This window comes from Chitinophaga alhagiae (assembly GCF_003568665.1).
GTDB lineage: Bacteria > Bacteroidota > Bacteroidia > Chitinophagales > Chitinophagaceae > Chitinophaga > Chitinophaga alhagiae.
This window is the reverse complement of record NZ_QXMH01000002.1, coordinates 347,509-360,851: the sequence shown is the minus strand read 5'-3', so window position 1 is coordinate 360,851 and position 13,343 is coordinate 347,509. Positions and strand designations below refer to the sequence as shown.

The window sequence follows — 13,343 nt, the reverse complement described above, 5'->3', positions numbered from 1 at the left end:
ATGCTACAGCAAATTGGCCACAAATGCCATACCATTGTTAATTTTTATCAAAAGTACAAAACTTTCAGTACAAAATGAAAGATAAGTGGAAAAGAATAGGCGGCCATTCCCTTTTTTCCGGGAACCGGCCGCCTGTACAGGGGCTTTCAGAACAGAATTTTTACTGCGTGATAAGCGGGAAAATGGGGCTTTCCACATGCGCTGCACGCATATATCCATCCATTTTCTTTATAATATCCGGGTGCTGGGCGGCCACGTTGTTTTTTTCACCGGGATCTTGCTGCAGGTCGTACAGCTCCAGCGGACCGTTGGGGTCTTTTTTCACCTGCAGGCGAACGGCTTTCCACTTGCCCGCGCGCACTGCCTGGCGGCCGCCGCCTTCATGAAATTCCCAGTAGAAATACGGATGTTCTTTCTGCCGGCCTTTGCCCAGCCAGGTGGGCAGAATGGAAATACCGTCTGTTGCCTGGGCCGCCGGAGCGCCCGCCACTTGAAGGAAAGTGGGCATCAGGTCCCAGAACGCGGCAGGCTGTGCGGTACGGGCGCCGGCTTTCACCTTGCCCGGCCATTTCACAATGAAAGGCACCCGGATGCCTCCTTCGTACAGGTCCCGCTTTACGCCGCGGAAACCGCCATTGCTGTTGAAGAAAGCGGGGTCTGCGCCGCCTTCTGTATGGGGGCCGTTGTCACTGCTGAATATCACAATAGTGTTGCGGGTCAGCCCCAATTCTTCCAGTTTGTTCAGCACCTGCCCTACGTAGGCATCCAGGCGTGTTACCATGGCCGCAAAGGTGGCTTTGGGTTTGGCTACGGAAGCGTAGCCGCCCAGGGAGGCCTGCGGGCCGTAGTCGTTACCGCGGTGAGGCGTTTCGCTGAAGCTGTGCTCATACTGCCGGTAGTAGGCATCTTCAGGCCCCTGCAGCTCCGCGTGCGGCAGCACGGTGGGAATGAACAGGAAGAACGGCCTGCTTTTGTTCGCTTCAATAAAAGCCAGCGTTTTCTCCTGTATCAATGCCGGCGCGTACACCTTTTTCTCTTTCAGGTCGTTGCCTTCCAGCACTACTTTCCGGTTGTTATCCCAGAGGTGGGTGGGGTAATACCGGTGAGACTGCCGCTGGCAATTATAACCAAAGAACGTATCAAACCCTTTTTTGTCTGGCGCGCCGCTGGTGCCTACCATGCCCAGCCCCCACTTGCCGAAAGCGCCTGTTGCATAGCCCGCCTGCTGCAGCATGCGGGCGTAGCTCTGTACGGAATCCGCCAGGGGCTCCTGCCCTTCCGGCTGTATTTCCTTATTGCCGCGGATGTAGGTATGCCCGGTATGCAAACCGGTCAGCAGCGAGGAACGGGAGGGCGCGCAAACGGAGGTGCCGGAATAGAAGGAGGTAAAACACATCCCCTGTTGCGCCAGGCGGTCCAGGTTGGGTGTTTTGATCTTTTGCTGCCCGTACGGGCCAATGTCCCCATAACCGAGGTCATCTGCAAGAATGAACACAATGTTCGGTTTTTGCTGTGCCTGCAGGGCGGTAAACGCGGTGCAGCAGCAGAAGAGAATAAGCAGTTGTTTCATGTGTTTATGATTACCAGTCTTTGTTTTGCGTAATGCCGCCGCCGCTGGCGGTAACTTCCTTATAGGGCACCGGGTATGCATACTGTTTGGCGGCAAAGGACACATAATCTACAGGCTGATAGCTGTAGGTGAACGTTCCGTCTGTGTTCCGGATGATCTTTACGCCGGTCAGCTGTTTGTTCAGCATTTGTTCTGCTGTTTTCCAGCGGCGGAGGTCCCAGTAACGGTGTTCTTCAAAAGCCAGTTCCAGCCGCCGTTCCAGCCTTATGGCCTCCCGCATGTCCGTTTTGCCCATGTTGGCTTTCAGGCCGTACAGATCGTCTGCCCCGGCCTGCAGCCCGGCTCTCTTGCGGATCTCTTTCAGCTGCGTGTATGCCGCTGCCTGATCATCCGTTTCATTGGCCGCTTCGGCGTAGTTGAGCAATATTTCCGCATAGCGGAAGATAGGAAAATTATGGTTTTGGTTGGAATAGTCAGTGGCGTTGCCAAAGTCCCCGAGAAACTTGCGCAAGTAATATCCGGTGCGCGTACGGCGCGAAACGCGCACTGCTGCCGAGGGATTGTCCAGCCCGCCTTCAAAGGTTTCCACCGGCCGGCGCAGCCACATCATGCCGTTATAGAACACCGTGGCGGCCAGGCGCGGGTCACGCCCTGTGTAAGGGTTGGCCGGGTCATAGCCGGAAGCCGCATCGGTAACAGGCAGGCCGTTCTGCATGGGAAAAGCATTCACCAGCTCCTGCGTGGGGCTCACGTAGCCCTGGCTCACGTTAGGCTCCACGTATCCTACCGGCGCGTTCTGCCGTTCAAGGTTGGAATGCTGCGCGGCCTGGTAGGCCAGTATCACTTCAGGGCTTTTGCGGTTGGTGAATATCTCCCTGAAATTGCCTGCCAGCGAATACTTCCCGAGGTTGATCACATCTTTTGCGGCGGTGGCGGCGGCCAGCCACCTGGCGGGATCGTCTGCCGGGTTGTTGAGCGGGCTCGCCGCCAGCAGCAGCGTTCTGCTTTTCAGCGCCAGCGCCGCCGCCTGTGTAATGCGGCCAAGGTTGGTATTGTCTATGGGATCTGTGCGCAGCGAGGGGTAAATAGCATCGCATTCCTGTACAATGTAGGATACCACTTCGTTAAACGTGTTCCTGCCCAGTTGGATGTTCTCTTCCAGCGAGTAGGCTTTGTCTCCCAGCAGCGGCACGCCCCCGTAGCGGCGGAGCAGCTCAAAATAATTCATGGCCCTGATAAACCGCACTTCCGCTTTCCAGTAGGTTTTGGTGGTCTCATCGCGCGGTACTACATGGATGTTGGCCAGAAAAAGATTGGCCCGGCGGATGGCCTCATAGGCCAGGGCCCATTTATCGTCAGGATTGTTCACGGCCGATAGCCTTGACTTTCCGAGCACTTCAATGTTGTTGCCGAAGTTGGACGCAACGGCATCATCTGTGGCGGCATCCAGCACCACGTTATCTATCCGGTTATACCCGTTGGGCAGAAAAGCGTAGATGCCGTTCACCACCCATTCCGCGTAGGTAGCGTTCTTGTCAAGCGAATCGTACACGATGTTATCCGTGATCCGCTCAACCGGGTAGGTTTCGTATTTCCGGCAGGAGAACACAAAAATAAAGGTCACCGCCGCCAGCATATATGTTTTGATGTTCATGAGCTTGCAATTAAAATTTGATCGAAATACCGCCGTTTAAAATGCGTTGCAGCGGGTAGCCGAGGCTGCCGTTCTCGGGGTCGAACCGGTCTTGCCCGCTAAAGGTGAGCAGGTTGTAACCGCTGGCAAATACCCGGCAGCCCTTGATCTTCAGGCGGTCCAGCACGCCGCCGCGGAACGTGTAACCGAGCGCTACTGTTTTCAGCCGCAGAAAATCTGCTGATGACAGCCAGAACGAAGAATTAACATGGTTGTTGGGATTGAACCCCGCGGTGAGCCGCGGGTAGGTGGCGGTAGCGGCCGTTTCAGGCGTCCAGCGGTTGTAGTGGTGCGGGAAGGCGGGGCCCCTCCCTTCGTTCTGGAACTCCCACTCGCCCAGGCCGGTGAGGTTCATCATGCGGTTGGCCAGGCCAGCCAGCTGCAACGAAACGTCAAAGCCTTTGAACCTGAAACCGGCGCTGATGCCGTAATAGATCTCCGGCTTGTCTGGCCCTATCTTCGTTACATCGTAAAAATTGATGACGCCGTCCCCGTTCAGGTCACGGTACTTCAGGTCTCCGGGCACGGAGCGGTAGCCCTCCACTACCGGGCCTTCACCGGCAGTGGTCACAAACCCGTCTGCAATGTAGCCGTACTGCTGGCCAATGCGATCTCCCGCCGTTTCCATCCAGGGGTGTGCCTGCGGAGGCTGGTCGTTGTAAATAATGCGGCCTCTTTGTATGGCCAGGTTGGCGGCAATCTCATACTCAAAAGCGTTCACCTTGTCTGACCAGCCTGCGGTGGCTTCCAGGCCGCTGTATTGGCTCTTGCCGATGTTCTCCGCCGGGTAGGGCGCGCCCAGCAACGCGGTGTTGCGCCCTCTTTGCTGCAGCAGGTCATAGAACCTGTTGCGGTAATAGTCTACTGACAGCGTGGCGCGGTTGTTCAGCATGCCGAGGTCTGCGCCGATGTTCCATTTCAATGCTTTTTCCGTGGTGCGCACATAAGGCAGCTGGCTTTCTTCAGTGCCCTGCACGCCACCCGCGCCGGTACCGATATAATACGCGGAACCGTAGTTGGAATAGGTATACAGGTAGCTGAAATAATTGGCATCTATGCGGCCTACAAGGCCATAGTTGGTGCGCAACTTCAGCTGGTCAAAAAAACTGTTCTGCGGAAAGAAGTTCTCGTTATGCACATTCCAGCCCAAACCTGCCGCGGGATAGAAATTATACTGGTGGCCGGGCTTGTACCAGTTATTGCCGCTGTAGGAGGTGACCACGTCCAGGATGTAGCGGTTGCCCATGCGGTATTCCGCCCGGAAGATGCCGTTCTTGATCACAAAAGGCAGCTGGTTGCCATAACGCGCGCTGCTGCGCTGGTATTGCAGGGCAACGTCCAGATGATGTTCATTCCAGCTCCGGGAAACGCCGGTAGAAAAGTCCATGAACAGCGAGCCGTTACGCACGCTCACGCCGGAGGTGTTGGCCTGCTCGCCGATGCTGCCGAACTGCCGGTAAATGGTATCATTGGCGCCTGTTACTTTCATTTCATAGGTGGCAAAGCTCTTGTTGCGGATAATATTGTGAATGATCTCCATGGTGTAGGAAGCGGTGCCTTTCACCCACCATCCTTTCCAGACATCGCTCATATCCCGCTCCAGCACCAGGTCTGCCAACCCGTCGTTCATATTGATCTGCGAGTAGCCGGCACCGGTAGCCTGCCCCCAGATGTTGTTGGAGAACAGCTGATTGCCGCCGAAAGAGCCGTCCGGGTTGTATACGGGATAAGCATTTGCCGGCGTATTGAGGATGCTGTTGAACAGCCCTGATATGCTTCCTGTTGAAATATCCAGCCGGCCTGTGTTGGGCGCAAAGCTCAGTGAAGCGGCGCCTCCGGGCGCGTTACGCCGGCGGCTGGAGCCGTGTATGTTCAGGGATAATTTGGTGCGCGGGGAAAGGTCTATGCTAACGTTCCCGCGGAAGCCGAAGCGTTTGTAATCAACATTGGTGCTGTAACTGTTGAGGGAGCTTTGGTTCAGGAGGCCATCCTGCTCCAGGTAGTCTATTGAAAGGAAATAGCCCATAGCGTCCGTTTTGCCGTTTGCGCTCAGCACATACCGCTGGTAAGGCGCCTGCTTTTCCATCACGCGTGCGTACCAGTTGTTGTCAGGGTGCGTATAAGGCGCGCTGCCGTTGCGATACTTGACAATATCGTCCGCGGTATACAGCGCGGGCCTTCCGTCGTTCTGCAGCGCTTCGTTGTACAGCTCGGCGTATGCGGCGGCAGACAACAGCTCCCGTTGTTTCAGCGGCTGCGCAATACCGGTATTGATGGAAAAGTCCATGTTATGGCCCCGCTGTTTTGCCTCCTTGCGCGTAGTGATCAGGATCACTCCGTCTGCTCCTCTCAGCCCCAGGGCGGCGGCAGACAGGGCGTCTTTCAGCACGGTAACGGACGCTACCTGTTCGGGTAAAATGGTGTAGATGTTACGGGGAATGCCGTCTACCAGTACCAGCGGTGTTCTTCCCCGCAGTAAAAAAAGCGGCTGGTCGTTGCCCGGCTCTCCGGCGTCTTGTATAGTGGCCAGGCCGGCTATTCTACCGGTAAGCGCATTGCCTATGCCGGTGAGCGGTACGGCCCGTAGCGCCGCTCCGTCTGCAAAACCCACGGCAGACACCAGCTGGTCTTTCTGTTTTGTTGTGAAGAACAAGGGATAAATACTGTCTTGCCGCGCAGCTTGCCTGGCGGTGTCCTGGAAGAGCACGCCTGCCGCGTACGCATGCGCCGCCGCCGGAACAGCGGAGGGCGCCAGGAAGAACAGGCTGAATATGATCTTTATATAGTTGTTCATGCTTCTCTGTTTTTTTACTCCTTGGATAAAGGATTACCATCCGGGATTTTGCCTGATGTTACGGTTTACCGCAATCTCCGTTTGCGGAACGGGGAACAGGTAACTGTTGACCTTGAAGTAACGGGGGCTTCTCACGTTAAACCTCGCCTGGGTGAAAGATCCGTCTGTATTGCGTTTTACGCGTATGCCCTCTATAGACTTTTGATCGTACCGTTCCCCGATGCGCCAGCGGCGAACATCCCAGTAGCGGTGCTCTTCAAACGCCAGCTCAATGAAGCGCTCGTTGCGGATCAGCTCACGCGCTGCTTCCGGGGAGGGGTTGGCAGGGAGGCCGTAAAGATCGTCCGCCCCCGGGTCAATACCGGCGCGCTTGCGCAATTCAACCAGTTGCGTTCTTGCCTTTGGCCAGTCTCCCGTTTCGTTGGCGGCCTCCGCCAGGTTCAACAGTACTTCCGCATACCGGATAATAGGCGGGCAACGCAGCGTATTGGCGGAGCTGCCGGCGCTGATGGTCTCGTCTGCAGACTTTCTTGCGTAGTAACCAGTGCTGGTGCCGGTATTGTTGGATGCCGGCTTGAGACCGTCCAGGTTGGCGCCTTCGTACGTAAAAACAGGTGTAAAGGAATTGGTGCGGTGATCGAAAAAGGGCGCGCCGTTGTAGATGATGGTAAAATAGAAACGCGGGTCGCGGCCGGTGTACATGTCATCCTCATCGTACCCGGAACCGGCCTCCGTAATAGCTTTGCCGTTTTTCATGGGGAAGGCGTCTACCAGTTGCTGGGAGGGATAACGGAGAAAGGAGCCGTTGCGGGAAGGAGGATTGGTGGCGGCCTCCACGATCTTGTTGGCGCCCACCATTTCCGCGAGGATGTATTCGTTGTTCACCCTTTCCAGGAAAAGCTGATAAAAGCCGTTGCCCGGGCGGGTAGTGTTATCTGTATAGAGCGAATACCTGTTCATGTCCACCACTTCCTGCGCGGCCTGCAATGCCTTGTTCCAGCGGCTGGGGTCTGCAGACGGATAAGCGGTGAGCGGTATCACCTCCGCGTCCGTTGCAAAGCTGCCGCCGTTGAACAGCGGGCTGGCGGCATACAGCAGTACCCTGGCCTTGAGCGCCAGTGCGGCGCCGCGGGTGATCCTGCCGTAATTGATACCGCTGTAGCTCAAGGGCAACGCGGGCGCAATGGCATCCACTTCCGCAACAATATAGTCTACACACTCGGCGTAGGTGTTTCTGCCAGCCTCGTTGGGCGCGTTGAGGCTGAACACCTCGTCTCCCACCAGTATTACGCCGCCCCAGTATTTTATCAGGTTGTGATAGAAATACGCCCGCAGGAAACGGGCTTCCAGCGCCGTTCTGGCTTTGAGCTGCGGAGAAAGCGGCATGTTCGGCAGGTTCTTGAGGTAGATGTTCACATGCCGGATGCCGGTATAGAGGTAGCTCCAGGAATTATCTGTTTTGGCATAAAAGTTAGGCCCGAAGGTGCCGCCGAATATCTGGTTGGGCACGTTGTGCGCTCCCGGCCAGCGGGTTTCCGCTTCATCGGTACATTCACTGAAACCCGCGCCTACGGTGTTCACTTCCTTGCCCGCGTTGTTGCCGAACTCCAGGCGACTGTAAATGCCTGCCAGAAAGTCCATGGTACGGGCGCTGTCTGCAAAAACCGCCGCCTCATTCAGTTCATTCGTAGACTTCGGGTCCAGGAAATCCTTGGCGTCCCGGCAACTGAACAGGCCGGTCAGCAGGATGGCGGGCAGGATGTATAATATGATGGTGTACTTGTACATAGCTGGTTGATAATTAAGGTAGATAACTGGTATCAAAGGCTGATGTTGAGGCCCGCGTTGAATATCCTGGTAACAGGGTATACGTAGGTACCGATGTTGGCAGCCACTTCAGGATCATACTGGTATTTGTCGAAGAACTTTGACCAGGTGAACAGGTTGTACCCGTTGGCAAAGAGCCTGAGCGAAGAGAGCTTCAGCCGCCGCGAGAACTGCTGCGGGAAGGTGTAGCCCATCTCCACGGAACGCAGGCGGATGTAGTCCGTGCTTTGCGTCCAGAAGGTAGACAGGTTGCCGTTCGGGTTCATGTACGTACCCACAAAGTTGGAAGTGAGTGCCGGGAACTGTGCGGTGGCAGCGGTTTCGGGCGTCCACCGTTTCATGTGCAGCGGTTGCAGCGCCGCTTTGAAAGGCACCGCCATGTCAAAGCTGGTATGTGAATCCGCGCCAAGGTTGGACTGGAACAATGCGGATATGTTGAAACCCTTGTAGTTGATACCAAGCGTAATACCCAGTACGGTGCTGGGCAGGTTGGGCCGGCCGGTGTAGGCCATGTCGTCTACGTTGATAATGCCGTCGCCGTTCAGGTCCCTGTACCGCAGGAACCCTTCGCGCACGGTACCGGCGGGTTTGGGCACATCGGGCTTGGTGAGGTCTTCCGCGGTATAGAAGGAGCCTTCCCAGATGTACTGGCGGTTGGTGCCGATGGGCATGCCCGTACGGTCTTGCCAGGGATAGAGCGCCGGCGGATCGTCCCGGAACAACACTTTGTTCTTTGCAAAGGTCATCATGCCGCCAATGTTGTAGCCTACCTTGCCCATGGTGCCGTTGTGCCGGATGTTCAGCTCATACCCCGCGTTCTGCACTTCTCCGAGGTTCACATACGGCAACGTGGCCGTTTGCACGCCAAAGGAGCGGGGAATGGTCTGCCGCCTGGTAAGGATATCGTAACGGTAGTTGTGGAAGTAATCTGCGGTAACGCTGACCTTGTTGTTGAAGAGCGCCAGGTCTATCCCGAAATTCCATTTCCTTTCCGTTTCCCAGCTCACATCGTTATTACCCTGGTCACTTTCAATGATGGCGGCTACAGGGTTGGGCGTTTCACCGAATGCATACCCGCCGCTGCGCACGTATTTCTCTTCAAAAAAGTATTGATTGACATTGCCGATGTTATCGTTGCCCACTACCCCTACGGAGCCGCGCAGCTTCAGTTGCTGCACAAACGGCAGCCTGTCCTGGAAAAAGCGCTCGTTGTGCAGGTTCCAGGCCAATGCAAACGCCGGGAAGAGGTTAAATCTCTTCTGGGTAATAAAACGGTCTGAACCGTTGTAGGCGCCTGACGCGCTGAAGATATAGCGCTCCTTGTAGTTGTAGCCGAAACGGTAAGTGTAGCCGCGGAAATTGAAAGGCAGCGCCGCTCCCTCAAAATAACTGGTCTGGTTATAGAGCAGCAGCATGTTCACGTTGTGCCCGCCGGCGTAGTTGCCGCTGTAGTTCAGGCTGGCCTGCAGGTTCAGGCGGTGGTTGGGCGTACCGCCGCCATACCCCAGCGTGTAAGGCGCAATACGGTAAATATTCACATCGCGCGGCGTATAGGAACCATCTTCCGGGTTGTAGTAATAGGCGGGAATACCGCTGCGCGTTTGCGAGCGGGTGGCCGTATTGGCGTAGGAATAGGTGGCCATCCCTTTTACAGACAACCCTTTGAGCACGGCATCCAGCTGCTGGTCCGCGGTGAAACCGGCGTTCATGAAGTTGTTATAGGAACGGGAGTATCCGCCAAGAGACATGAGCGCCGCAATGTTATTGAACTTGTCCCTGGGCTGGTACAGGCCCGCGTCCGGATAGCCAAAGCTGCCGTCAGGGTTGTACACCGGGTAACCGTAAGGCCGGGTGTAGTCATACTGGAATATCTGGAACGCTACGTTGGGCGTAGGCTGATTGGTTTCTGCCAGCGTACCCGTGAGGTCCAGCTTTACCTTCAGTGAGTTGGTCACGTCAATGTCCAGGTTGGAGCGGAACTTGTACCGGTGCAGGTAATAATTATTGTTGATCTTGCTGGTGTTCGGTTCCGGCTCTTTGCCTTTATAGGGAATGTCTTTCAGCAGGCCGCCCTGGTTCAGGTAACCCATTGAGAGAAAGTACCGTACCCGTTTGGCGCCGCCGGAAAAGTTCAGGTTGGTTTGCGTCATGGGCGCCAGCTGGCGGTAAATGGTATTGTACCAGTCCACGTCCGGGTGCCCGTAAGGATCTGTGCCGTTGCGGTACAGCTCCAGGTCCTGATCGTCAAACAGCGGCGCAAGGCCATCGTTCACCAGCGCCTCATTGGTCAGCACCGCCGCGTCGTACGCGCGGAGGGTACGCAATGTTCTCACCGGTACCTGTACGCCGGCTTCAGAGCGGATCTCAATAGAAGGCTTGCCGGTCTTGCCGCGTTTGGTGGTAACGAGTATTACGCCGTTAGCGCCTTTTACCCCATAGATAGCGGTGGCTTCCGCATCTTTCAGGATGGAGATGGACGCTACTTCATCTACGTTGATGAACTGGAACTGGCCCAGGTTGTATTCCACGTCATCTACCAGTATCAGGGGAGATACGCCGCCGTTGTAGGTGGCCACGCCGCGGATGGTCATTTCAGCGGCGTCACTGCCCGGCTGGCCGCTGCGCTGCTGCGAAAAATACCCGCTTACCTTACCCGTGAGCAGGTTCTGCAGGCTGGCGCCGGGCGTTTCCCGGATGGTTTTCTGGTCAACCGTACTGATGGCGGCCGTTACGACCGCCTTTTTCTGGGTGCCATACCCTACCACCACCACTTCGTCCAGCCCGGAGCTTTGCTCCTGCAATACGACGTTCAGCGTGGAGCGCCCGCCCAACCGCAGTTCCTGTGGGGAGTAACCGATATAATTGAAGAGTAGCGTGTCTGCATGGTCTGGAACGTTCAGCGTGAAATTCCCGTTCTCATCTGTGGTAGTGCCCAGCGTAGTGCCTTTTACCCTCACCGTTACGCCCGGCAGCGCTTCGCCCTGGGCGTTGGCCACCTTGCCTTTAACTGTTTTCTGTGGTGGAGGCTCTGGCGCCGGTGCGGGCGCAGGCGGCTGCCGCCTGGCGGTGATGAGAATGATCTTGTTCTCCAGGCGGTAGCTCAGCGGCTGGCCTTCCAGCGCCGTTTTCAGCGCATGGTCTATACTGACGTTCTGCACACGGAGCGTTACCGGTGAAGTGCCTTCCAGTATTTCGGTGCTGTACAGCACCTGGTAACCGGTCTGCTTCCTGATCTCTGAAAATACCTGGCGCAGCGAGGCGTTTTCCATATCAAGACTGACCTGCTGGGGATAGGCTGCGCTAGAGACCTGAACAAGAAATACCGTAAGTAGCATCGCTGTCAGCTTCATAACCCTGATGATTTTAGTTAGATTCTGGTAGGGGTACGGGATTCCCTTGCATAGAATACCGAAATTCATACATTTGCACAATTAGGTTTAAGAAATAAGTTATCCGAACGGCCTGTTTTGATAACCGAAAAATGACCTGATAGAACCGGTTACGTTGCCCCGTAGCCGGTTACTTTTTTTGGTTGAACGTGTCTGTTCGTTTTCAGTGTTTCATGGTATCGTGTTGTTCACTATTTGGTTGAATGTTTGCTAGTTCTCAGTGTTTTATTGTAATTGTATTGTTCACCAGTTGAAATTTCACGTTCCCGGTTTCCTCCAGCATTTTCAGCACATCTGACAGTTGCATGGAGCGGGGTATGCCGCCATTGTAACGGATGCGCGGAAAATCCTGCGCCACCTCCACATCATACCAGCGAGACAATTGCCGCATGATGTCAGGCAAATAAGTATCGTTAAAAAGAAAATTCCCGTTCTTCCACGCCATCACCTGCTCAACATCTGCTTTTACTTTCCGCATGGAACCGGAGCGGATGTTGAGCTGCGACTGTTCTCCCGGTACCAGCGTATTGCTTTCGCGCTGGCCGTTTACCTGAACGCTCCCCTCCGTCAGGGTGGTGCGCACCAGCCCGTCATCTCCATAGGCGTTCACATTGAAATGCGTACCGAGCACCTGTATATGCTGCCCCGACGATCCTACAATAAACGGATGTGCCGCGTCTTTCGCCACTTCAAAATACCCTTCGCCGGTCAACTCCACTTTTCTGACGGGGCCTTCAAAATAGGTAGGGAACCGCAGGGAGGAAGCGGCGTTCAGCCACACCCTGGTGCCATCCGGCAGGCGTACCTGGAACTGGCCGCCACGGGGCGTGCTGATCACATTGAACACCATTTCCCCGGTTTCTTTGCCTGTACCCGGCGCCGCGGACTCGTAGATCACTTCATCCCCGGCAGATTTGGTGATGCGGGCGCCCGCCTGCGTGGCAAGATTGCCGGCCGCGGCGTCATCCAGCGCTATCTTGTGCCCGTTGGCCAGTGTGAGCACCGCCCTGTTGCCGCCCGGCGCCTTGTTTTCTACCACCACCGCTATTTGCGATGAAGGGGCCTTTTCCCCGCCGCCGTTGAACAGCGTCCAGGCCAGTACAATGCCCCCCAGTAATACGGCCGCGGCCAGCCATGAGGTCAGGGGCCTTTTGCGGCGGCGGCGGCCGGAAAGCCGTTCATCTATCCTGTATTTGATCTCCCGGCCGGTATTTTCCGGTACTGCTACCTCATCCGCCCCGGCGGCAATGGTGTCAAAATAGGCGTTATACCTTGCGATTTCCTCATCGGAAGCCGTGCCATCACTGATCTTGCCAGCCAGTTTAATAAATTCCGCTTCGTTCATGTACCGGGTATGTGTATATAAGGCACGCCGGAAGGCGCTACCCCCTATACGTTGTCAAAAAAAATTTCAGAAAAAGATCAGGAGTGAAGAAAGGTTGCCCAGTTTCACGCGCAGGCGTTTCAGGGCAGTGGTGATCTGGTTTTCCACCGTTTTCTCGGAAATGCCCAGCCTTTGGGCAATTTCGCGGTTGGAGAGGTACTCGTTCCTGCTCAGCAGGAACACTTCCCTGCAGCGGCCCGGCAGGTCTTCCGTAAAATGAACAACGAGGGCTTTCAGCTCCTTCAGCTCTACAGACAGCTCACCGTTGGCCGGCGCCGGTTCGGGCATGGCCAGCTGGCCGGAGAAAAGCCGCTGCCGGTTCAGGCGGCGGATGTAATTGGAGGCCTTGTATTTGACGGCCATAGTGAGGTAGCCGCGTACGGTGGAGAGCACCAGGTGCGCATGATGTTCCCATAACCACACAAAAATGTCCTGCAGAATGTCCATACAGGCATTCTCATCCCGGAGCATGGCGTAGGCGGTTTGATAGAGGGCTTTCCAGTGACGGTTGTACAACTCGTCAAAAGCACGATGGTCTCCGGCCTTCATCAGGTCCAGCAATACTGTATCAGTATATGTAGAGTAGCCCGTCATTTCATACAGTGGAAGGAACGCATGAAGATAAAAATAAAAAAAAATAAAAAAGGCAGTCTTTACCGCGAAAGACTGCCTTTATCTTAGCCAAA

The 13,343-nt window shown here is 55.6% G+C and carries 7 protein-coding genes; all 7 read right to left on the bottom strand.

The window, feature by feature from the left end; all coding sequences use genetic code 11:
• Window positions 1-160: 160 nt before the first annotated feature.
• The 7 genes from D3A97_RS12405 to D3A97_RS12375 all read right to left on the bottom strand — a co-directional run bounded on the left by D3A97_RS12405 (window position 161) and on the right by D3A97_RS12375 (window position 13,251).
• Window positions 161-1,570 carry an arylsulfatase gene (locus D3A97_RS12405; protein ID WP_119078816.1) on the bottom strand — a complete coding sequence of 470 codons (1,410 nt, stop codon included), beginning with the start codon at window positions 1,568-1,570 and terminating at the stop codon, window positions 161-163.
• Between the two features lie 10 nt (window positions 1,571-1,580).
• Window positions 1,581-3,224, bottom strand: a complete 1,644-nt coding sequence (locus tag D3A97_RS12400) for a RagB/SusD family nutrient uptake outer membrane protein (RefSeq protein ID WP_119078815.1) — start codon at window positions 3,222-3,224, stop codon at window positions 1,581-1,583.
• A gap of 10 nt (window positions 3,225-3,234) precedes the next feature.
• Complete coding sequence (locus D3A97_RS12395) at window positions 3,235-6,057, bottom strand: SusC/RagA family TonB-linked outer membrane protein (RefSeq protein ID WP_119078814.1); 2,823 nt, start codon at window positions 6,055-6,057, stop codon at window positions 3,235-3,237.
• 33 nt (window positions 6,058-6,090) lie between these two features.
• Window positions 6,091-7,845: a RagB/SusD family nutrient uptake outer membrane protein gene (locus D3A97_RS12390; protein WP_119078813.1), complete on the bottom strand. Its 1,755-nt coding sequence runs from the start codon at window positions 7,843-7,845 to the stop codon at window positions 6,091-6,093.
• 32 nt (window positions 7,846-7,877) lie between these two features.
• A complete protein-coding gene (locus D3A97_RS12385) occupies window positions 7,878-11,234 on the bottom strand; it encodes a TonB-dependent receptor (protein ID WP_198673973.1) in 3,357 nt (1,118 codons plus the stop codon).
• 256 nt (window positions 11,235-11,490) lie between these two features.
• Complete coding sequence (locus tag D3A97_RS12380; RefSeq protein WP_119078811.1) at window positions 11,491-12,618, bottom strand: FecR family protein; 1,128 nt, start codon at window positions 12,616-12,618, stop codon at window positions 11,491-11,493.
• Window positions 12,619-12,684: 66 nt separating this feature from the next.
• Window positions 12,685-13,251, bottom strand: coding sequence for an RNA polymerase sigma factor (locus D3A97_RS12375; protein ID WP_119078810.1), 567 nt, complete (start codon window positions 13,249-13,251; stop codon window positions 12,685-12,687).
• Between the last annotated feature and the right edge of the window lie 92 nt (window positions 13,252-13,343).